The organism is Caproiciproducens galactitolivorans, assembly GCF_004768785.1.
GTDB classification, from domain to species: Bacteria; Bacillota; Clostridia; order Oscillospirales; family Acutalibacteraceae; genus Caproiciproducens; species Caproiciproducens galactitolivorans.
Genome location: NZ_SRMQ01000001.1, coordinates 336,311 through 357,862 on the forward strand (window position 1 = coordinate 336,311; position 21,552 = coordinate 357,862).

Below are 21,552 nucleotides of genomic sequence, written 5' to 3' on the forward strand. Positions count from 1 at the left end.
ATCGTAAATTTAAGCAAATTTCTTTTGCCCTTTGACAATTTCCTCCCAAAGAGGAGACATGGAGCGAAGGCGCTCAATAATTGGAGGGAGAACCTCGAGAATATAATCGATGTCTTCCTCGGTGTTTTGATCGCTGAGGGTAATCCTGAGCGACCCGTGGGCGATTTCATGCGGAAGGCCAATTGCGAGCAGCACATGGCTTGGGTCAAGCGAGCCGGAGGTGCAGGCGGAACCGGAAGATACGCAGATGCCCTGCAGGTCGAGGCTGAGCAGCAGGGACTCACCCTCTATGCCTTCGAAGCACATATTCACATTACCGGGTAGGCGCTTTACGCGATCACCGTTGACGCGGGAGCGTTCGATTTTCAGTAATCCGTCGATCAGCCTGTCCCGCATCTTTGAGAGGCGTTGCGCATTTGCGTCGATATTTTTGCAGGCTTCTTCAAGCGCAACGCTCATTCCTACAATGCTTGCGACGTTTTCCGTGCCTGCTCTGCGCCCGCGTTCCTGCGCGCCGCCGTCAATCAGATTCGGGCAACGGATGCCGCTGCGGATATAGATTGCTCCAATGCCCTTGGGACCGTGGAATTTATGTGCGGAAAGAGAAAGAATATCAATGTTCTGCTCTTTTACATTGATGTGAACATGACCGACGGCCTGAACCGCATCGGTGTGGAAAATAACGCCGTGCTTTTTGCAGATCGCTCCGATTTCCGGGATAGGCTGAATCGTTCCGATTTCGTTATTCGCGTACATAATCGTGACGAGGGCGGTATCTTCACGGATGGCTGCTTCCAGCTCCTCTGGCCTTACCAAGCCGTTTTCATGCACGTCGAGGTAAGTAACTTCAAAACCTTCCCTTTCTAGTGCTTCACAGGAATGTAAAACAGCGTGGTGCTCAAATTTTGAAGTGATAATATGCTTTTTGCCCTTTTTGGACTGCTCGTGGGCTACGCCTTTGATTGCCCAGTTGTCCCCTTCACTTCCGCCGGAAGTAAAGTAAATTTCGTTGGGTTTCGCGCCAAGGCATTGCGCGACTTTCTCACGTGCGAGTTCAAGCGGTTTTTTGGCTGCCCGGCCAACCGAATAAAGACTGGAAGGGTTTCCATAATATTGCGTATAGAAAGGCTCCATCGCCTCTAAAACGGCTTTTGAGACAGGCGTGGTCGCGGCGTTGTCCGCGTATACAAAACGTCCCAATGTTATCACCTTAACTTATCTTGAAATTACAGATTTTCTGCGATTTATAATATACACCTTTTTGGTATATGTTTCAATAGGCAAACTTCAACTTACTTAAATTTTTCAATTGCGGCAACGGCAAGGCGGTCGCACCGTTCGTTTTCCGGGTGTCCCACATGCCCTTTCACCCAGTGAATCGTGACATTATGCTGCTCTAGAAGCTGTAAAAGGGTCTCCCACAAATCCGCGTTCAGAGCGGGCTTTTTGTCGGCTTTGCGCCAGCCGTTTCTGCGCCAGCTTTGCGCCCAGCCCTTAGTAATCGCGTCACAGACATATTTTGAGTCGCTGCAAAGCACCACTTCACAGGGCTCTTTTAAAAGACGAAGCGCTTCGATTACACCTCTCAGCTCCATACGGTTGTTGGTTGTGTTTGTTTCGCCGCCGCTGATTTCTTTTTCAACGCCGTTATAGCGAAGGATTGCGCCGAAACCGCCGGGACCCGGATTCCCGCTGCATGCGCCGTCGGTGAATATTTCTACGTGCTTCATTTTTATCACCCTTAATTTTTCCAAACTTATAACTTTTATTATAGCATGAGCGCTTTTTACAAACAATGCAAATTTTGTTTACGTAGGTCTTTTCGGGCAATAATATATTTGCCGGGGAAGGCACGGTATCTTGACAGTAGTTGTGAATCAAGGTACAATGGTGGTAATATTTGTGTCCGGATTTTTTTAAAAGCATTATATTTAGACATAAAATATACTTTGAACCGCAAATTATGCGGTTTCCTTTTGTCTTTTTGCAGCTGCCCGTGTAGTGCGAAAGGATAATGCAGCGATTTTACGACAATTTTATATGGATACGCCTATGCCCGCTTCGGCACCGTTTGCCGGCGGACTTTATTGGTTGTACCCTAATTAATAATGGAGGTTTATTACGTGACAGAAAAAAATCAAACAAAGTCCGCAGATTCCGAAAATTCAGGGAAGCTGCAAGTTGGCGCGATTGGAGAAGGCCACTCAACGCTTTATCAAAAGGTGGTGCTTCCCGTGGCACAGGGGCATAGAACGGAAACGGCAGAGGACAACAAAGCGCCAAAACCTGCGGAACAGGCAACGGAAGGCAGTGCCGCAGCTGTGGACGAACCGGCATCCCCGGCAAAACAGCACAAATCGCGGCGTCAGTCGCAAAAAAAGGCGCAGCAGTCAAAAGCCCCGCAAGTAATGGCGCAGTTGAGCAAGGCGAAATCTTCAAAATCGGCAGATCAGCCCGGGCAGCCGAAGCAGACGCGTGCAAAACGGCAAACACAGCGCCAACAGAGCAAACGCGGCAAACAGCAGAAACCATCGATCCGGGTTTATTTTTTGGGCGGCTTGAACGAGATCGGAAAAAACTTTACGCTGTTTGAATGTGAAAACGATATGGTTATTGTGGACTGCGGCATGGCATTCCCCGACGGCGATATGCTCGGGGTTGATCTGGTTCTGCCGGATTTCACTTTTGTGGAGCGCAATGTGGGCAAAATACGCGGCGTTGTGCTGACTCACGGCCACGAGGATCATATCGGTGCAATCCCTTATCTTCTGAAGAAAATTAATGTACCGGTTTATGGTACGCCGCTGACGCTTGGCCTTGTGGAAGGCAAGCTGAAAGAGCATGGTTTGCATGGAAAAGCAAAAATGCATGTGGTTCGCCCCGGCGGGCAGGTGAAGCTAGGCTGCCTGAATGTGGAGTTTATCCACGTAAACCATTCCATACCAGACTCTGTCGGACTTGCCATCCATTCTCCGGCAGGTACGGTTATTCATACCGGTGACTTTAAAATCGACTGTACGCCCGCACAGGGGGAAATGATTGACCTATCCCGCTTTGCCCAGTTGGGGCAGGAGGGCGTTCTTGCCCTGCTTGCGGATTCCACCAATGCGGAGCGGCCGGGCTATACGATGACCGAAAGCAAAGTCAATGATTCCTTTGAGCGCCTTTTTAAACGGGCGGAGAACAGCAGAATCATTATAGCAACATTTGCTTCCAATATCAGCCGCGTGCAGCAGATTATTAACTGCGCGGTGAAATACGGGCGGAAGGTTGCGCTTTCAGGCCGCAGCATGATCAACGTGATGGGTATCGGCGTGGAGATGGGCTATCTGGATGTCCCGGACGGCGTTTTAATCGATCTGGATCTCATTAACCGTTATCCGAAGGAAAAGGTTGTTTTGGTTACAACGGGTAGCCAGGGTGAGCCGATGAGCGCCCTGACGCGCATGGCGTTTGCCGACCATCGCAAGGTGGAGGTAGGCCCAGGCGATTTCATAATTATTTCGGCAAGACCGATTCCGGGCAACGAAAAAACGGTCGGAACGGTAATCGACGAGCTGATGAAACGCGGCTGCGAAGTTGTGTATGAATCCATGTACGAAGTGCATGTTTCCGGCCATGCCTGCCAGGAAGAATTGAAACTTATGCAGGGAATTACGAAACCGAAGTATGTTATCCCTGTCCACGGCGAGCAGAAACACCTGCGCAAGCACGCCAGACTGGCCTATGCGATGGGCAAAACAGACTCGGAAGTGTATATCGGCGATATCGGAGACGTATTGGAACTGAATCAGGATTATATGAAAAAGCTTCCTTCTGTTCCTGCCGGCCGTGTGCTGGTGGATGGCCTTGGAGTCGGAGATGTGGGCAGCATTGTCCTTCGGGACCGCAAGCACCTTGCGGAGGACGGGTTGATTGTCGTGGTTTGTACCATTGCGCAGGAGGACGGGCATGTTATTTCCGGCCCGGACGTGGTTTCGCGCGGATTTGTCTATGTACGTGAATCGGAGCCGCTGATGGATGAAGCGAAGGAACTTGTTAACGCTGTTCTGGAAAATTGTGCAGACAACAATGTGCATGACTGGGGAACGCTGAAAACAAGAATTAAAGACGAGCTTTCCCGCATGCTTTATGACCGGACAAAGCGTAATCCGATGATTCTGCCGATCATAATGGAAGTTTAAGCACCAAAGGGGTAATTGTTTTGAAAAGAAGAGTATGGGTATCATCACCGGTATTCTTTGTAATCACCGCTGTTATGCTCATCATGGCCTGTATCAGCTATTTTTACAATCCGATTTTGTCTTACGCTGAAATGGCGCTTGCGGTCTGTTCCGTCGTTGCGGTCATCCTTTTGACGGAACAGTTCAAGGCGCATGTTGCTACCGCAGTAAAAAGCGCCCAGAAAATCCTTTCCGGGGATGAATACCGCGCGTTAATGGATTTCACCATGCCGGTGGCGGTGGTGGGAGAAGCGGGCGATATCATCTGGGTAAACAGCGCCTTTACCGCTAAAGTCGGAGGAAAGCATGAATGCAGGGGAGAAAATATTTTAAAATTCATTTACCCCAAAACCGTTAATCAGATCATGGGCAACAGCGGCACAGATATTACTGTCGGCGACCGGGATTTTACGGTCTTTGCCGCAAAAACCGAATACGGAAGTATTCTGTATTTTATTGATGACACGTATTACAAGGAAATCAACCGCGAATATATTGAACAGCGGCCGGTCGTTATGATCGCCTGCTTCGACAATCGGGAGGAGCTTGCTCGCGATTCCAGCGGAAGCGAAGACACCCGCATTGCCTCGGAGGTTGAAAGCGCCCTGATCAATTGGGCGCAGAATATGAACGGTTTCTTTAAAAAGCTGAGCGGCGCACGGTATCTTATTCTGGCAGATGAAGCCCATTTGCGGGAAGCGATGGGCAAACGCTTTGAAATTCTGGATACGATTCGCGGTATTAAAGCCGGGGAGCGCCGTAGTGCCACAATTTCCATTGGCGTCGGGCGCGGAGCCGATTCCTTGATGGAAGCAGAGGAATGGGCGCGCAAAGCGCTTGATATGGCGCTGGGACGCGGCGGGGATCAGGTAGCCGTCAAACAAAAGGACGATACATATGAGTTCTTTGGCGGCCTTTCCAAAGGAGTTGAAAAGCGCGACAAGGTGCGTACCCGCGTTATTGCCGCTACTCTTTCCGATCACATCAAAAACAGCGACAATGTTTTGATCATGGGGCATAAATATTCCGATTTGGACAGCGTGGGCGCGGCCGTTGGGCTTTGGAGCGCAGTAACGAAATCGCTGAAGAAGCCGGCTTTTGTGGTTTTAAACCGTTCCCAGACCCTTGCGTCGCCGCTTGTAGCATCAATGGACGCCACCGGGCAGGATGTCTTTCGCTCCCCGATGGACGCCATGGCTCTTGTAAACCCAAAAACCATGCTGATCGTTGTCGATACGCATTCGCAGGATTTTGTGGAAAGCGCGGAGCTTTTAAACGCGATCCCGCGGGTGGTGGTTATTGATCATCACCGGATGATGGTGAAGCATGTTGAAAATGCGCTCGTCTTTTACCATGAGCCCTATGCAAGCTCCACTTCGGAAATGGTTGCGGAGCTTGTGCAGTATATCGGCGACAATACGCTGGGTCAGACGGAGGCCGAAGGGCTTTTGTCGGGCATTATGCTGGACACCAAGAATTTCGTTCTGAAAACCGGTGTCCGCACGTTTGAAGCGGCCGCGTATCTGCGCCGGCGCGGCGCAGATACGGTGGAAGTAAAGCGAATGTTTTCCGACACAATTGATACTTATAAGGCAAAATATCAGATTGTTTCCGGCGCGGAGATTTTGAACGAGTGCGCGATAGCCTCCGCCGACCGGGAATTTCCGGATATCCGCATCACATCGGCGCAGGCGGCGGACGAGCTTTTATCCATTCAGGGGGTAAATGCGTCGTTTGTCCTTTTCCCGACCGGAAACGTTGTGAATGTTTCCGCCCGGTCGCTGGGCGAAATCAACGTTCAGCTCATTATGGAAGCGCTGGGCGGCGGGGGCCATCTTACAATGGCGGGCGCGCAGCTTTCCGGCATGACGGTTCAGCAGGCCCGTGAAAAGCTGATTTCCGTGATTCAGGACACCATGGCAAAAGCAGTTCAATAATATAGTGGAGGGAATAGAAATGAAAGTCGTATTGCTGGAAGATATTAAAGGAAGCGGGAAAAAAGGCGAGTTGATCAATGTCAGCGACGGTTACGCCCGGAATTACCTTTTCCCGCGGAAGCTTGCGAAAGAAGCGAATGCGCAGGCGTTAAACGAGTTGAAAAACGCGGAGGCGGCCAAAGCCTATAAAATAAAAACCGAAAAAGAAGCCGCGCAGAAGATCGCAGACACGATTAACGAAAAAAGCGTGAAGCTGTATGCCAAAGCAGGGCAGGGCGGCCGCTTGTTCGGCTCAGTAACGGCGAAAGAAATCGCAGAGGAATTGAAACGCCAGTATGGAGTGGACATTGACAAGCGTAAAATTGTGATGGACGGCGATATCAAGGCCTTTGGAACCTATGAATGCGAAGTAAAGCTGTATAACGGAATTACAGCTAAGATCTTCGCCGTTGTCGGTGAAAAAGAGTAAGTTTTAACATAGCGAGAGGAGGGAACAGGCATGAGTGAGACGGCAATAGGCGGATACAGTGCCTTGAATCTTCCTTTCAGCCCGGAGGCGGAACAATCCGTTTTAGGCGCTGTGCTTCTGGATTCTTCCTGTTTTGACCGTGTAGCGGAAATTCTGCCGCGTCCGGAATATTTTTATCAGACCAATAACAGCTTGATTTACGGCACGATGCTGGAGATGTTCACGGCGGGACAGCCGGTGGACTTTGTTACCGTTCTGGAGAAACTGAAGGAAAACGCAAGTTTTGATGAAGCGGCCGGGAAGACGTACCTGCTTCAGCTTGCACAAATTGTACCGTCTATTTCCAATGTGGAATCCTATGCGCGTATCGTGCGGGATAAATACGATATACGTACCTTAATCACCACCTCGCGCGATATCATTGAGGAAGCGTCGGAGGGGACGGTGGATGCCGCTACCCTTCTGGATTCCGCGGAGCAGCGGATTTTTGATATCCGCCGCGGGAAAAATATGCAGGGGTTGCAGCGTATTGACGAAATCATTGTGCAGACCTTTGACCGGCTGGATCTGTTGAATTCCCCCGACGCTGACCAATACAAGGGTGTGCCGACGGGCATTTCCGAGCTGGATGAAACGATTACTGGCCTGAACCGTTCGGACCTCATTTTGCTTGGCGCCCGCCCGGGTATGGGAAAAACCAGCTTTGCTTTAAATATTGCCCGGCACGCGGCGGTCAAGGCGAATAAAAAAATCGCCTTTTTTTCGTTGGAAATGAGCAAGGAACAGCTTGCTTCCCGCCTGCTTTCCACTGAGGCCATGGTTAGCGGTACGAAGCTGCGCACCGGCAAGCTGAGCGAGGACGAATGGGTGCGTATTGTAGAAGCCGGTGATATCCTTTCCAAGACCCAAATGTATTTTGACGATAACCCGTCGATTACCGTAGGGGAAATGAAGGCAAAAATTCGCCGGCTGAAAGACGTTGACCTGGTGGTGGTGGACTATCTGCAATTAATGAGCTCTGCAGGAAAAGTCGACAACCGTGTACAGGAAATCTCAAAAATCACGCGGAATATGAAAATTATGGCAAAGGAGCTGAATGTACCGGTTCTGGTGCTTTCCCAGCTTGCCCGTGACAGCGAAAAGCGTACTAACCACCGTCCGGTTTTGTCCGATTTGCGTGATTCCGGTTCAATTGAACAGGATGCGGATATCGTATTGTTTTTGTATCGTGAGGATTATTATCAGGACAGCGAAACACCGAATGAGAACGCGGACAGGAACAGCGGCGAATGTATCATTGCCAAAAACCGCCATGGCGAAACCAAGACCGTTCCGCTGCACTGGCAGGGCGAATTCATGCGTTTTACCGCACAGGAGGTAGTCCGCAGTGAATGATCAAATTCAAAGAATACAGAAAAAGATCGAAGGGGCAATCGCCGATTGGAACATGCTCCCGCAGGGATGCTCCGTTGTGGTCGGGCTTTCCGGCGGCGCGGATTCCATCGCGCTTGCTCATTTTCTTTTAAATTATGCTGCAAAACATCATATTCCGATTATGGCGGCACATATTAACCATGGGCTGCGCGGCGTGGAAGCGGACCGCGACGAACGTTTTGTTGCGGACTGGTGCCGGAAAAGCAATATGGAATTGAAGGTACTTCATGTGGACGTGCGTGCTTTGGCCGCGGAGAAATCCGAAGGAATAGAGGAGTGCGGTCGAAATGTGCGGTACACTTTTTTTCGGAGCCTTTGTGGAGAAAACACGAAAATTGCTACTGCGCACACGCTTTCCGACAGCGCGGAAACCGTCCTTCTCAATTTGGCGAAAGGCACGGGGGCGCGCGGCCTTTGCGGAATCCCTGCCGTCCGCGGGAATATTATCCGGCCCCTTATTTCTGTTACACGCGAAGAGGTCGAAGCGTACTGCGCTTACTACAATTTGGATTATGTGACGGATAGCACCAATTTTTCCGAGGATTATACGCGGAACAAAATCCGTTTAGGGGTCGTTCCGGTTTTGAAGGCGATTAACCCGGCCTTTGAAACAGCGGTTTTCACGATGACTTCGCATTTGAAAGAAGACGAAGACTGCCTGTGCTCCATCGCGGAGGAAAAATTAAAAGAGGCAGCTTGCCCCCACGGTTACTGGCTGTCCGTTTTGAATTCCCTTCCGGATGCGATTCTGAACCGCGCCGTTTCTGTTGCGATAAAGAAGGAAAGTCAGGCACGGCTGGCGGGAGGGCATATCGAAGCGGTTGCAGGAATTGTGCGTGCCGGTGCAGGATCTGTTACGGTAGCCGGAGGAATACAATGCTTTGCACAGGGCAATACTCTCTTTATTGCCAAATCCGATCAAAAATCGGCGGATCATCCGTGGTGCGTGCCGCTTAATTTGCCGGAAACCGTTTTGCCGGACGGAAGAAGGTTTACGGTAAGTCGGCTTTCGCGGCCGGAATTCGAAAAACGCCGTAAAATTAATAATTTGTTATTTAATAATTTCATCAACTATGATACAATAAACTGTACTACCTCGGTTCGAAACAGACGCTGCGGCGATATTTTCCGCCCATACGGACGCGGGGTTACAAAAAGCCTAAAAAAGCTTTTCAATGAAGCAAAAATTGCGCCAATCCTTCGCGGAAACTTGGCGATGCTTGAAAGCGGCGGAAAAATTATTTGGATTGAGAATTTTGGTGCCTCGCAGGATGCCTGTGTGGATGAAAATACGCAAAATGTAGCAGAAATTAAAATTATTTAAGGAGTACTAAACATGAGAAATGACATTCAATCGGTTCTATTCAGCGAAGAAAAGCTCGCTGAAATCGTACAGTCGATCGGCAAGCGCATTAGTGAGGATTACAAGGACAAAAATCTCCTGATGGTCAGCGTGCTGAAAGGCTCGGTAGTCTTTATGGCCGATTTGATGCGCGCAATCACTATCCCTTGCAGCATTGACTTCATGTCTGTTTCAAGCTATGGTTCCGGTACGAAAACCTCTGGGGTGGTAAAAATTATTAAGGATTTGGATATTAATCTGGAAGGTTATGACCTTTTGGTCGTTGAGGATATACTGGACAGCGGTTTGACTTTACACTACATACTCGAGCTGCTGCAATCCCGTTCCCCAAGAAGCATCAAGGTTTGTACGCTGTTCGATAAGCCGGATAGACGTACGGCAGATATTAAAGCGGATTACGTAGGAACGGTCGTTCCAGATGAATTTATCGTTGGTTACGGCCTGGATTATGCGGAAAAATATAGAAATCTTCCCTTTGTCGGTATTCTCAAGCCAGAGGTTTACCAGAAAGAGATGGAAAATTAAGAAGCAGCCCAAGTAAGGAGTGAACTTCATTTGGATAATAAAAAAACGCTCAAAAATATAGCTCTGTTTATCGGAGTTCCCATATTGCTGTTTATCCTGATCGCGATGATTTATGGCAGCCGCCCCCAGAAGACTTTTAATTACTCCGATATCCTGCACGATTTTAAAAACCAGCAGGTTACGGAATTTTCCATGGATATGGGTAGCGGCGAAATGATCATCAAGCTTAAGGATAAGACGCAGATTTCCTATGTGGCTCCGAATGCGGAACTGCTTTACAGGGATATTAAGCCATACCTTGAGCAATACGATAAAGACCATCCGGACAGCCCCATGATTTATAATCTGAAGCATCCGGCGGAGACATCCTGGCTTGCCAGCATGCTTCCGATGCTTGTCACGCTGGGCGTCATGGTTTTGTTCTGGTGGTTTATGATGAAGCGCCTGAACTCCAGCATGGGCGACGCTGGTAAGCAGATGAATTTCGGCAAGGCGAAAATCAAGCAGATGGCCGATGAAAAGCGTAAAACCACCTTTGCGGACGTAGCCGGTGCGGACGAGGAAAAGGAGGAGTTGCGCGAAATTGTCGAGTTTTTGAAAAACCCGAAGAAGTATAACGAGCTTGGCGCGCGTATCCCCAAGGGCGTGCTGCTCGTAGGCCCTCCGGGCACCGGAAAAACGTTGCTGGCCAGAGCTGTTGCGGGGGAAGCCGGCGTGCCGTTCTTCTCGATTTCCGGCTCCGACTTTGTCGAAATGTTTGTCGGCGTCGGCGCATCCCGTGTGCGCGATCTGTTCGAACAGGCGAAAAAAAATTCTCCCTGCATTATCTTTATTGATGAAATTGACGCGGTCGGCCGTCAGCGCGGCGCCGGGCTCGGCGGCGGGCACGATGAACGCGAGCAGACATTGAACCAGCTGCTCGTGGAAATGGACGGCTTTGGAGCGAACGAAGGCGTTATTATGATTGCCGCAACCAACCGCCCGGACATCCTTGACCCTGCTTTAATGCGTCCGGGACGTTTTGACCGTCAGGTTATGGTCGGTTATCCGGATATTAAGGGTCGCGAGGAGATTTTAAAGGTGCATGCCCGCGGCAAGCCGATTGCGCCGGATGTCGAGCTGAAAACCATTGCGAAATCTACTGCTGGCTTTAACGGTGCGGATTTGGAAAACCTTTTGAACGAGGCGGCGCTTCTGGCCGCCAGAAGGAGCCTGAAAGCCATTACGATGGCGGAAATTGAAGAAGCGACTATTAAGGTTGTCGTCGGTACGGAAAAGAAGAGCCACGTCATGACCGAAAAGGAAAAAAGGCTTACCGCCTATCATGAAGGCGGGCATGCGGTTGCCGCTTATTTCTGTCCGACACAGGATCCGGTTCACCAGATTTCGATTATTCCGCGCGGTATGGCGGGCGGATATACCATGCATCTTCCTACGGAGGATCGTTCTTACAAGACGAGGAGGGAAATGCAGGAAGAACTCATCAGCCTGCTTGGAGGGCGTGTCGCAGAAGCCCTTACGCTGGACGATATTTCGACCGGAGCTTCCAATGATATTGAACGTGCGACAAAGCTGGCTCGGGGCATGGTTACCAAGTACGGCATGACGGAAGCACTTGGCCCGATCACCTATGGGCAGGATGACGGAGAACCGTTCCTTGGCCGCGATATGGGCCACATACGGAATTATTCCGAAACAACCGCTTCTGCGATTGATCAGGAAATCCGAAAATTAATGATAACCGCTTACAACCGTACGGAAAGTATTCTCAAAGAGCATATGGATAAGCTGCATGAGGTAGCCCAGTACCTTTACCAGCACGAAAAGATGAGCGGCGAACAGTTTCGGGCTTTAATGGAGGAGCACAAGCCCGAAATTCAAGCTGAACTGTCCAAGGACGCACAGCCGGCGAATCCTTCAGAAGAATAGTGATCAGGGGGAATGTTACTGCATTTCCCCTTTTTGATGTGATTTATTATAAGCATATACCCGGTTTCTATTTGGCGTTCTGTTCGTTGTGGCAGTACGATGCTTGGCAATTCTGCCGGATGGCAGGATGTTTTCGATTATCCCGGGTGCTGCCGGACGGATCAGCCGCGGCTTAAGCTTTTAAGTTTTTGCGATGAAACCCTTTTGCCGGCGCGCCGTCCCGATTGGCGGCGCAATCCAGAAGCAAATGCGATATTTGACGGTGTTAAGATTCTTGCGCCGGAAACTGCAAAAGCCACATTGCCGTTTCTGGGCGGTTGTCCGTGTTCCGCGCAGCGGACGGACGATGTGTCGAAGCCGCTTTTCACCAAAGTATGCTTCGGTGTTTGACGGAGTGGAATTTCGATTATGCAATTTAGGAGCGAATAGTAAATGAAGAAAAAAGCGGAATATGGAAATGAAAGCATTTCATCCCTGAAAGGCGCCGACCGTGTGCGACGCCGCCCGGCGGTTATCTTTGGATCGGACGGAATAGAGGGCTGTGAACATTCCATCTTTGAAATACTGTCCAACTCCATAGACGAGGCGCGCGAGGGTTATGGCAAGCAGATTGTGATAACTCGTTTCAGCGACAATTCGGTTCAGGTGGAGGATCATGGTCGGGGATGTCCGGTCGATTTCAATCCAAAGGAGCAACGGTATAACTGGGAGCTGGCGTTTTGTGAGCTTTACGCCGGCGGAAAATACAATAATGATTCCGATGAGAGCTATGAGTATTCTCTCGGCTTAAACGGTCTAGGGCTTTGTTCAACGCAATATGCCTCCGAATACATGGATGTGGAGGTGCGGCGCGACGGTTTCCGTTACACCCTCCATTTTGAGCACGGCGAAAACATAGGGGGACTGCATAAGGAACCGTATCATAAAAAGGATACCGGTTCCATTATTCGCTGGAAACCGGATATTCAGGTTTTTACCGACATCAACGTCCCGGTTGAATATTACCTGGATGTTCTGAAACGGCAGGCGATTGTAAACGATGGTATCAGTTTTTTATTTCGAAACCAGGTGGGCGATAAATTTGAGGAAACCGAGTTCCTTTACCAGAATGGAATTGTCGACCATGTGAAGGAAGTTGCCGGGGAAGACAGCCTGACGCCGGTGCAGTTCTGGCAAACGGAGAAGAAGGTTCGCGACCGTGCGGACAAGCCGGAATATAGGACGAAAATCAATGTTGCGCTGGCTTTTTCCAACCGGAATAAAATGCTTGAATATTATCACAATTCCAGTTGGCTGGAGCACGGCGGCGCGCCGGATAAAGCGGTACGCAATGCCTTTGTTTATCAGATCGATTCCTATTTGAGGCAAATGGGAAAGTACAATAAAAACGAGAGTAAAATTACGTTTCCCGACGTAGAAGACTGTCTGATCCTTGTTATTTCCTCATTCTCCAATCGCACCTCGTATGAAAACCAGACAAAGAAAGCGATTACGAACAAGGGAATCCAGGAAGCAATGACGGAAATGCTTCGCCATCAGCTTGAAGTCTATTTCATTGAAAATCCGGCGGACGCGGAAAAGATTGCGATGCAGGTGCTCATCAATAAGAGAAGCCGCGAGGATGCGGAGAAAACGCGCCTGAACATAAAGAAAAAGCTTACCACCAATATGGATTTTACCAACCGCGTTGCGAAATTCGTGGACTGCCGTTCCCGCGACGTAAACGAGCGGGAAATTTTCATTGTGGAGGGCGATTCCGCTCTCGGCGCGTGCAAACAGGCGCGTGACCCGAATTTTCAAGCGATTATGCCAATACGCGGCAAAATTTTGAATTGCCTGAAGGCGGATTACAATAAAATTTTCAAGAATGACATCATAACGGATTTGATTAAGGTACTGGGTTGCGGCGTACAGGTGAAATCCAAGGCGAACAAGGACCTTTCCTCTTTTGATATGTCCCTGTTACGCTGGAATAAAATTATCCTGTGCACGGATGCCGATGTGGACGGCTTTCAGATTCGGACGCTGCTTTTAACGATGCTTTACCGCCTTACGCCCGCGCTGATTGAACAGGGGAAGGTGTTCATTGCCGAATCCCCTCTGTTTGAAATTACTACGAAGGACGAAACCTACTTTGCTTATACGGAGAAGGAAAAGGAAGAAGTTCTAAAGAAGCTGGGAACGAAGAAGTTTACGGTTCAGCGTTCCAAGGGACTTGGCGAAAATGAGCCGGACATGATGAATTTAACCACGATGAATCCCGCCACGCGCCGCTTGATTAAGGTTATGCCTACCGATGCGAAGCGGACAAGCGACATGTTTGATTTGCTTTTGGGTGATAACTTGAGCGGTCGGAAGGATTTTATTGCGGAAAACGGATACTGTTATATTGACACAGCGGATGTCAGCTAAATTGAATACGGAAAAATAGTAATGAATGTGGGTGTATTTAGAGGATGCCGAAAAAAAGAAATGAACAGACAGATGCTCCACGGGCACGCGGCGTGATTGAAGGCGCAGGAGCGATCGTTGAGCAGAAAATCACCGATACGCTGGAAACGAACTATATGCCGTATGCGATGAGCGTTATTTTATCCCGTGCGATTCCGGAGATTGACGGCTTTAAGCCGTCCCATCGCAAGTTGTTGTATACCATGTACAAAATGGGGCTTTTGGGTTCCGCACGAACCAAAAGCGCCAATATCGTAGGCCAGACGATGAAGCTGAATCCGCATAGCGATTCCGCGATTTACGATACCATGGTGCGCCTGAGCCGCGGATACGAAGCGCTTTTGCATCCATATGTGGATTCCAAAGGGAACTTCGGTAAGTTTTTCTCCCGCGATATGGCGTGGGCGGCCTCCCGTTACACGGAGGCGCGTCTGGACAATATCTGCGAGGAACTTTTCCGCGATATTGATAAGGATACCGTCGATTTTGTCGACAATTACGATAATACCTTAAAGGAGCCGAAGCTTCTGCCGGCGGCATTCCCGACGATTCTGGTAAATGCTAACACAGGAATCGCCGTTGGCATGGCAAGCTCCATCTGCCCCTTTAATTTGAACGAAGTATGCCAGACAACCATTGCTTCGTTGCGCAATCCGGAGCATGAAATTTCCTCCACGCTTTTGGCGCCGGATTTTCCCGGCGGCGGGCAGTTGATTTACGATCGCAAAGCCATAGAGGAAATTTACCGCACAGGACGCGGCAGCGTGCGTATCCGTTCGCGTTATTCCTACGATAAAAGCGCAAACTGCATTGATATTACACAGATTCCGCCGACAACCACAGTAGAAGCAATCGTGGAAAAAATCGTCGATCTGGTAAAGCAGGGGAAAATCAAGGAAATTTCGGATATTCGCGATGAAACGGGTCTTGGCGGACTGAAAATTACCATCGACCTTAAGCGCGGTACGGAACCGGAAAAGCTTATGCAGCGCCTTTTCAAGCTCACTCCCTTAGAAGACAGCTTTTCCTGCAATTTCAACGTGCTTATCGCCGGGACACCGCGTGTCCTGGGCGTGCGCGAGCTGCTGGAAGAATGGACGGCCTTCCGGATTGAATGTGTTCGCCGCAGAACCTTCTATGATTTGACGAAGAAAAAAGATAAGCTCCATTTGCTTAAGGGCCTGCGGTCAATCCTGCTCGATATCGACAAAGCGGTTGCGATTATCCGCAAAACCGAAGAGGAAGCGGAGGTCGTGCCAAACCTGATGATCGGTTTCGGAATTGACGAATTACAGGCGGAATATGTTGCGGAAATCAAGCTCCGCCATTTGAACCGGGAATACATTCTGAAACGCACGGAAGAAATCAGCCAGCTTGAAAAGGATATTGCGGAGCTACAGTCCATTCTGGATAGTAAATCCAAAGTGAAAAACGTGATTATTTCAGAGCTGGGCGAGATCGCAAAAAAATATGGCCAGCCGCGCAAAACAATGATTATTTATCAGGATGAAATCGAGGAATATTCCGAGGAAGAGGATATACCGGATTATCCTGTAAACCTGTTCTTCACAAAGGAAGGCTATTTCAAGAAAATTACCCCGCAGTCCCTGCGCATGAGCGGGGACCAAAAACTGAAAGAGGACGATGAGGTAACCCAGCATTTGGAGGATACCAATACCGCTGACCTTCTTTTCTTTACCGACCGTTGTCAGGTTTATAAAGCTAAGGCCAGCGATTTTGGCGATACCAAGGCAAGTGTCCTAGGGGAGTATATTCCGGCGAAGCTTGGGATGGACGAAGGGGAAAATGCGGTTTACATGGCGGTAACCCACGAATATAACGGCTATATGCTGTTCTTTTTTGCAAACGGGAAGATTGCCAAGGTGGATATGTCCGCTTATGCCACCAAAACCAACCGCCGCAAGCTCTTAAATGCGTATAGTGATAAATCCCCTCTGGTAGCAATCGAATATGTAGAGGAAGATTGCGAATTCCTTCTCACGTCCTTACAGGGGCGCATCCTTTTGGTGCACACCGGGGCCATTCAAAGCAAAACCACGCGCAATACGCAGGGTGTATCCGTTATGACGCTTCGCAAAGGCAGCAGATTGCTGAAGGCGGAACGTTTCCACGAGGATATGCTGGTAAATCCAAACCGGTACCGTAAAAATATCCCGGCGGCCGGTTCCCTTCCCGCCGCAGAGGAAACAGCGGGGGAACAACTCAAACTGTAAACGGGAACGGGCGGGTAAAAAAAATAAAACGCCGCTGAAAAGCCAATAGCAATCCAGCAGCGGGTCCTGTCAAAGCAGCAAACGCAAACACTTCGGCAGGTCCATCAATAGATTACCCGTTATTTCGCCCGATATGCATAAATCTCGCCGTATCACATAAAATATGCTTGCAATGAAGCGCATTATGTGATACTATAAATAAAGTTGTTATGTAGTATTTTCGGAGGTGCGCTATGACAGTCGTTGAAGTCATATTCGGAGTTATTCTATTATTATTTTCACTTGCAATAACAGTAATCGTTCTTCTTCAGGAAGGGCATCAGCAGCAACTTGGGGCAATTACAGGCGGTGCGGATACTTTCCTTTCAAAGAATAGCGCCCGTTCGGTGGATTCGTTCCTTGCCCGATGGACAAAAGTGATTGCGATTGGCTTTTTCTTACTTGTAATCGGCGTGAACGCTTACATGTATTTTAAGTAAAATTGTTAAAAGCCCCGCTTTGTGCGGGGCTTTTCTTGTTTAAATCAGGGCGGACAGATGCCGGAACGTTTTGCTTGAGATGGGGGAAAAGAGTGGAAGATTTAAAAATTAAAATACTGGAGCATTTCCAGCACTATCCAGAAAGTATTACTTCCCGGGGACTAATGAAAAAGCTGAAGATAAAAAATAAAAAAGGCTTTTACAATGCCCTGAATCAATTGAAATGCGAGGGGGCGGTTTCGGTTAGCAAAAAACACCGGATCCGGCCTGTGGAAAAAAAGAAAACCATAAAGGCGAAGATTGTTTCTTTGTCGAAGGGCTTTGCTTTTGCGCGCCCGGAAGACGGCGGCGAGGACCTGTTTATCCACGTGAATCATTTAAATAAAGCCTTTATTGGGGATACGGTTTTATTGAAAAATGTTAAAGAAAGCGCAAAAGGGCCGAGCGCCGACGTTCATTCGATTTCGGAAAAGAGCAGCCGTACCATTACCGGAACATTGTCCTGCGGTGCAGGCCTTTGCGAATTGATCCCGGACGGCGCCATACGCTACCGTCTGCCGGTAGAGAAAAATTCCGCGAAGCATTTGAAGGATGGGGATAAGGTACAGGCAGAAATCCATCGGACGCCTAAAACTTCCCGGTTGTCTGCCCGGATTGTCAAAGCTTACGGCAGTTCTGGAAGCGCCAAAATCTGCGCGGACGCAATTATTGACCAGTACGGAATCAAAAGCCGTTTTCCCGAAGAGGTTCTGGAAGAGGCAAGAAAGATTTCCGGTCAGGCTATTACAGAACAGGATTTAAAGGGAAGGCTGGACTTAAGGAAAACCAATATCTGTACAATCGACGGCGCGGATGCAAAGGATCTGGACGACGCAATTTTTGTAAGCAGGACGAAAAAGGGTTACAAGCTTGGCGTGCATATCGCGGATGTAAGCCATTATGTCAAGGAAGGCAGCGCGCTGGATACCGAGGCGCTGGAGCGGGGTACGTCTGTTTATTTTGCCGACCGTGTGATTCCCATGCTCCCGAAAGAGCTTTCCAACGGCGTGTGCTCCCTGAACGCAGGGGAGGACAAGCTGACGTTTTCTGCGATCATCGAGCTGGACAAAACAGGGACGATTTTATCTTACCAGTTTAAAAAGAGTGTGATTAATTCTAAAGTACGCGGCGTTTATTCCGAGGTGAATCAGTTATTTAATAAAACTGCCGATGCGGAATTGCGTAAAAAATACGCGCCGGTTATCCGTTCCTTGAATGCGGCGCGAGAATTGGCCAATATTCTGAAAGCGCGTTCTATTAAAAACGGCACAGTAGATTTGGAAAGCACGGAATCGAAATTCACGCTGAATGAAGAAGGCATCTGTATTGGTGTGGAACCGCGTGAAACGGGCGAGGCCGAACAGATGATTGAGCAATTGATGATTACGGCCAACCAAGCGGCCGCGAAGTTTGCAAAAGAAAACGGAATCCCGTTTGTATACCGCGTGCATGAACAGCCGGATCCGGAGCGCGTGGCAGCTTTGGCGGATCTTGTCGGCGCGCTCGGATTAAACGCACAGCGGCTGAAGAAAGACGGGGAGATAAGGACTGCCGATTTCGCCGATATTATGCGTCAGGCAAGCGGGACGCCCGCACAAAAGGTGATTTCCCATCAACTTTTGCGAACCATGGCGAAAGCGCGCTACGATACCGCGCCAATCGGCCATTTCGGGCTTGCGCTTGCGGATTACTGTCATTTTACCTCGCCGATCCGGCGGTATCCGGATACCGCAATCCATCGCATCCTTTCCGCTATGTTAAAAACGAAAGATAAAAAGGAGCTGGTTCGGCGGTACGAGGCGTTTGCAAAGGTGGCGGCGTCGGAATCTTCGGCAGCGGAAGTGCGGGCCATGCAGGCCGAACGAAGCGCGGAAAGCTGTTACATGGCGGAATATATGACCCAGCATATTGGGGAATGCTACGACGGCATTATCAGCGGGGTAACCCAGCGCGGCGTATTTGTCGAGCTTCCGAATTCCGTCGAAGGCTTTGTTCCGGTTGACAGCTTTGAGGGGGCAAAATTCCATTTTGACGGGGTGATTACGCAGGTTGATGAAAACACCGGCCGGAGGCTTACCATCGGCCAGCCTTTATCCGTGCAGGTTGCGGCGGCGGATGTCGCGAGCGGTAGAATCGACTTTGTTCCTAATATTGGAGCGACGGAATAACAATAAAAGGATAAAAATAGAGTAATTGGTATATTTTTTGGAATAAATGCTCATCATACTAACATAATATTAACCGAAAGGCGGTAATGTTGGTATGGAATCTGTTTTAAAGCTTGTACAGCATGTTGACTGCACAGCCGTTCAGGAAAATCAAGATAAAGACAGAATCATGGATGAAATCAAGGAAGTATGCCGTCTAATGGCCTGCAACGAAAGCTGGTTTGCATTAGAAAGCGATGAGAACCTGATTGAAGCCTGTATTTATCAACGGGAATCGCTGAAGTCCCGTTACCGTTACTTACTGAAACAGGCGCGGCTTAAAGGTATCAATGCGCCCCTTATCTGCAAGGGACAGGGGGGATAACCATTGCCTAACTGGGTTGTTCCGCTTAGCTTGTGCGGTGTTTTCGCGCTTTTGGTACTGATTCAGGTCATCGTAAAAGCGCCCAAGCCGGTGCAGCGTGCCGCCGGAGGAGTCCTGACAGGGCTTTGCGCCCTTGCGGCTGTGAATCTGACCGGATTTTTTACCGGTGTCAGCCTGCCGTTAAGCCCGCTGACCATTGGCGTTTCGGGAGCCGCAGGTATTCCCGGGGTTACCATGCTCCTCCTGCTCAATTTAATTATCAAATGACGGTAAAAAAAGAACGGGCGATTTTGCCCGTTCTATTTTTGTGCAGGTTTTAGCTTTGCGCCGAGGATGCCTGCAGCCATTTCGCGGTCATTTGTGACCAGCGCCAGCAGCATCCGGTATACGTCTTCGGGGGATTGGTGAAAATTATTCTTAACCATGTTTGCTTGGTACAGATCGGGAACATGCAGGGTAAAATTCATTAAGTCCATTTTTCCGCCGGAGATATGGCAAGTTACGTTATAACCCCGTTCCGTTTTTATAATTTCTACTTTGTTTTCGCGTTCTCTTTTTGTCTTTGCCAGCAGGCGGATTGCCGCCGCGACTGCTTTGTCCCGTACCACCGGGGGAAGATCCTTATCGAGCTGTTTGGCTATTAAGCGCCCGGTTTGGCTTACGGAATACAGATCGTTGTTTTCTCCGCTTATAACCAGGTTTCCCTTTTCCACAAGTTCGGCCAGCGAGTCCGTTACTTCAAAATAATTTGCCAACCCATTATCCTGTATTATATTTAAAATATCGGTTTTAGACAGGGGGACATCCACGCTTGACAGAAGATAACAGATTAAAATACGAATTTCATTTTTATTTCTGAGTCCGCCCGGCTCGATACCTCCGGTAAAGGCGTTATAATCCATAACAAGCACCTCCGATTTGTTTCTATGCAAAAAAAGCCAAAGCGACCTAGCTCCGCCAATTATCGGAGCAGGGATATGCTTTGACTCCTATTTTCACACTATTCTTATTTTATCATATTAACAAAGTACTTTCAATCTTGTTTTTTGTTATGTGGCTTCTTTTTCAATATGTTTTTGATGTAAGCCATAATCTTTTTCTGCCCTTCCACAGAGCATGATCGGAAAGCTCCGACGAGAATTCGTTCATCACTAGAAAGTTCGTAAATATGACTCGAATTTTTTTTGCTTTGGATGTAATTCGTTTTCAATTCGCTGTCAGATACAATTTCCTGTGAACCCTCGTCGGAGAGTAAGTTTTCAATTGGAATATTGAATACTTTTGCTAGCGTTATTAAGACGGTCACATCGGGCGTTGTCTTACCAATTTCATAATAAGAGTATGTAGAACGGTCAATATTTAATATCTCCGCAATTTGCACCTGCGTGTAACCGCTTTTTATTCTTAGCTCTCGAAGTCTTTCATTAATATGAATCTTTTCAATAATTGGTAACACCACTTTTCTAAAGTAATGAAAGTAATGAAAACGTCTGTTCATTTTAGATTATATAATTTTATACATGAATAATAATAATAACGTGACAATAATTCACCTTAATTAACGTTTTTCTGCTTAAAATCTAAAAAGGGGCTTGACGATTCCGATTTGATTTTGTATAATAACTTAGTCAGCGATTGAGACAGATGTTAAAATCTCACATTTTGCTACTGTGGCTCAATGGTAGAGCAGCTCATTCGTAATGAGCAGGTTGTCAGTTCGATTCTGACCAGTAGCTCCAGACTCCCGTTTTTCGAAAACGGGAGTCTTTTTATATATTTTTATATACCATAAAAATAAAATTTGTTTCTTACTCAAATATAATTATGTTTATTTCATTCGAGTTTTTACAATATATCATATATTTGCAGTTATAGTTAAAATTATTAGAAATTTGAGAAAATTTCCAGAATACTTCGTTTGAATACAAAAATGTGCT

18 protein-coding genes and 1 tRNA gene are annotated in these 21,552 nt (G+C 48.4%); 15 read left to right on the forward strand and 4 right to left on the reverse strand.

What is annotated here, in order from left to right; translation table 11 throughout:
• Window positions 1-9 precede the first annotated feature (9 nt).
• Window positions 10-1,200 carry a cysteine desulfurase NifS gene (gene nifS / locus CAGA_RS01610; protein ID WP_135657011.1) on the reverse strand — a complete coding sequence of 397 codons (1,191 nt, stop codon included), beginning with the start codon at window positions 1,198-1,200 and terminating at the stop codon, window positions 10-12.
• Between the two features lie 92 nt (window positions 1,201-1,292).
• On the reverse strand, window positions 1,293-1,730 hold the full coding sequence (rnhA, locus tag CAGA_RS01615) for a ribonuclease HI (RefSeq protein ID WP_135657012.1): 438 nt from the start codon (window positions 1,728-1,730) through the stop codon (window positions 1,293-1,295).
• 678 nt (window positions 1,731-2,408) lie between these two features.
• Between rnhA and CAGA_RS01620 the strand changes: the two genes are divergently transcribed.
• From CAGA_RS01620 to CAGA_RS01685, 14 genes are all read left to right on the forward strand, one after another.
• On the forward strand, window positions 2,409-4,184 hold the full coding sequence (locus CAGA_RS01620) for a ribonuclease J (RefSeq protein WP_167875136.1): 1,776 nt from the start codon (window positions 2,409-2,411) through the stop codon (window positions 4,182-4,184).
• Window positions 4,185-4,204: 20 nt separating this feature from the next.
• Window positions 4,205-6,160 (forward strand): DHH family phosphoesterase, encoded by a 1,956-nt coding sequence (locus CAGA_RS01625; RefSeq protein WP_135657016.1) that lies wholly within the window; start codon window positions 4,205-4,207, stop codon window positions 6,158-6,160.
• Between the two features lie 19 nt (window positions 6,161-6,179).
• A complete protein-coding gene (rplI, locus tag CAGA_RS01630; RefSeq protein ID WP_135657018.1) occupies window positions 6,180-6,629 on the forward strand; it encodes a 50S ribosomal protein L9 in 450 nt (149 codons plus the stop codon).
• A gap of 30 nt (window positions 6,630-6,659) precedes the next feature.
• Window positions 6,660-8,024: a replicative DNA helicase gene (dnaB, locus tag CAGA_RS01635; protein WP_135657020.1), complete on the forward strand. Its 1,365-nt coding sequence runs from the start codon at window positions 6,660-6,662 to the stop codon at window positions 8,022-8,024.
• Window positions 8,017-9,387, forward strand: a complete 1,371-nt coding sequence (gene tilS, locus CAGA_RS01640; protein ID WP_135657022.1) for a tRNA lysidine(34) synthetase TilS — start codon at window positions 8,017-8,019, stop codon at window positions 9,385-9,387. The genes dnaB and tilS overlap by 8 nt, the downstream gene beginning before the upstream one ends.
• A 12-nt stretch (window positions 9,388-9,399) precedes the next feature.
• Window positions 9,400-9,951: a hypoxanthine phosphoribosyltransferase gene (gene hpt / locus CAGA_RS01645; RefSeq protein WP_135657024.1), complete on the forward strand. Its 552-nt coding sequence runs from the start codon at window positions 9,400-9,402 to the stop codon at window positions 9,949-9,951.
• Between the two features lie 30 nt (window positions 9,952-9,981).
• Window positions 9,982-11,880 carry an ATP-dependent zinc metalloprotease FtsH gene (gene ftsH / locus CAGA_RS01650; RefSeq protein WP_135657026.1) on the forward strand — a complete coding sequence of 633 codons (1,899 nt, stop codon included), beginning with the start codon at window positions 9,982-9,984 and terminating at the stop codon, window positions 11,878-11,880.
• Between the two features lie 99 nt (window positions 11,881-11,979).
• Window positions 11,980-12,270 carry a hypothetical protein gene (locus tag CAGA_RS01655; protein WP_135657028.1) on the forward strand — a complete coding sequence of 97 codons (291 nt, stop codon included), beginning with the start codon at window positions 11,980-11,982 and terminating at the stop codon, window positions 12,268-12,270.
• Between the two features lie 42 nt (window positions 12,271-12,312).
• Entirely contained in the window at window positions 12,313-14,292 is a 1,980-nt protein-coding gene (locus CAGA_RS01660; protein ID WP_135657030.1) for a DNA gyrase/topoisomerase IV subunit B, read from the forward strand.
• Between the two features lie 44 nt (window positions 14,293-14,336).
• Window positions 14,337-16,565 carry a DNA gyrase/topoisomerase IV subunit A gene (locus CAGA_RS01665; RefSeq protein ID WP_135657032.1) on the forward strand — a complete coding sequence of 743 codons (2,229 nt, stop codon included), beginning with the start codon at window positions 14,337-14,339 and terminating at the stop codon, window positions 16,563-16,565.
• 233 nt (window positions 16,566-16,798) lie between these two features.
• Window positions 16,799-17,044 (forward strand): preprotein translocase subunit SecG, encoded by a 246-nt coding sequence (secG, locus tag CAGA_RS01670; protein WP_135657034.1) that lies wholly within the window; start codon window positions 16,799-16,801, stop codon window positions 17,042-17,044.
• 92 nt (window positions 17,045-17,136) lie between these two features.
• Complete coding sequence (gene rnr / locus CAGA_RS01675) at window positions 17,137-19,251, forward strand: ribonuclease R (RefSeq protein WP_135657036.1); 2,115 nt, start codon at window positions 17,137-17,139, stop codon at window positions 19,249-19,251.
• Window positions 19,252-19,345: 94 nt separating this feature from the next.
• Entirely contained in the window at window positions 19,346-19,615 is a 270-nt protein-coding gene (locus CAGA_RS01680) for a DUF2508 family protein (RefSeq protein ID WP_135657038.1), read from the forward strand.
• Window positions 19,616-19,618: 3 nt separating this feature from the next.
• Window positions 19,619-19,882 carry a pro-sigmaK processing inhibitor BofA family protein gene (locus CAGA_RS01685; protein WP_135657041.1) on the forward strand — a complete coding sequence of 88 codons (264 nt, stop codon included), beginning with the start codon at window positions 19,619-19,621 and terminating at the stop codon, window positions 19,880-19,882.
• Between the two features lie 32 nt (window positions 19,883-19,914).
• On the opposite strand, the gene CAGA_RS01690 is transcribed toward CAGA_RS01685, so the two are convergent.
• The gene (locus CAGA_RS01690) at window positions 19,915-20,517 is read right to left on the reverse strand and encodes a DUF4364 family protein (protein ID WP_135657043.1); all 603 of its coding nucleotides are present in this window, start codon (window positions 20,515-20,517) and stop codon (window positions 19,915-19,917) included.
• 131 nt (window positions 20,518-20,648) lie between these two features.
• Window positions 20,649-21,071 carry a helix-turn-helix domain-containing protein gene (locus tag CAGA_RS01695; protein WP_167875131.1) on the reverse strand — a complete coding sequence of 141 codons (423 nt, stop codon included), beginning with the start codon at window positions 21,069-21,071 and terminating at the stop codon, window positions 20,649-20,651.
• 208 nt (window positions 21,072-21,279) lie between these two features.
• Between CAGA_RS01695 and CAGA_RS01700 the strand changes: the two genes are divergently transcribed.
• Window positions 21,280-21,354 (forward strand) — tRNA-Thr (locus tag CAGA_RS01700).
• Window positions 21,355-21,552: the final 198 nt, after the last annotated feature.

What these genes read in the sequence shown, in the direction of transcription:
- rnhA (WP_135657012.1), bottom strand. Translation starts at nt 1,730, where the DNA reads ATGAAGCACGTAGAAATATTCACCGACGGCGCATGCAGCGGGAATCCG.
- CAGA_RS01620 (WP_167875136.1), top strand. Translation starts at nt 2,409, where the DNA reads ATGGCGCAGTTGAGCAAGGCGAAATCTTCAAAATCGGCAGATCAGCCC.
- rplI (WP_135657018.1), top strand. Translation starts at nt 6,180, where the DNA reads ATGAAAGTCGTATTGCTGGAAGATATTAAAGGAAGCGGGAAAAAAGGC.
- dnaB (WP_135657020.1), top strand. Translation starts at nt 6,660, where the DNA reads ATGAGTGAGACGGCAATAGGCGGATACAGTGCCTTGAATCTTCCTTTC.
- hpt (WP_135657024.1), top strand. Translation starts at nt 9,400, where the DNA reads ATGAGAAATGACATTCAATCGGTTCTATTCAGCGAAGAAAAGCTCGCT.
- CAGA_RS01655 (WP_135657028.1), top strand. Translation starts at nt 11,980, where the DNA reads ATGCTTGGCAATTCTGCCGGATGGCAGGATGTTTTCGATTATCCCGGG.
- CAGA_RS01660 (WP_135657030.1), top strand. Translation starts at nt 12,313, where the DNA reads ATGAAGAAAAAAGCGGAATATGGAAATGAAAGCATTTCATCCCTGAAA.
- CAGA_RS01665 (WP_135657032.1), top strand. Translation starts at nt 14,337, where the DNA reads ATGCCGAAAAAAAGAAATGAACAGACAGATGCTCCACGGGCACGCGGC.
- secG (WP_135657034.1), top strand. Translation starts at nt 16,799, where the DNA reads ATGACAGTCGTTGAAGTCATATTCGGAGTTATTCTATTATTATTTTCA.
- CAGA_RS01680 (WP_135657038.1), top strand. Translation starts at nt 19,346, where the DNA reads ATGGAATCTGTTTTAAAGCTTGTACAGCATGTTGACTGCACAGCCGTT.
- CAGA_RS01690 (WP_135657043.1), bottom strand. Translation starts at nt 20,517, where the DNA reads ATGGATTATAACGCCTTTACCGGAGGTATCGAGCCGGGCGGACTCAGA.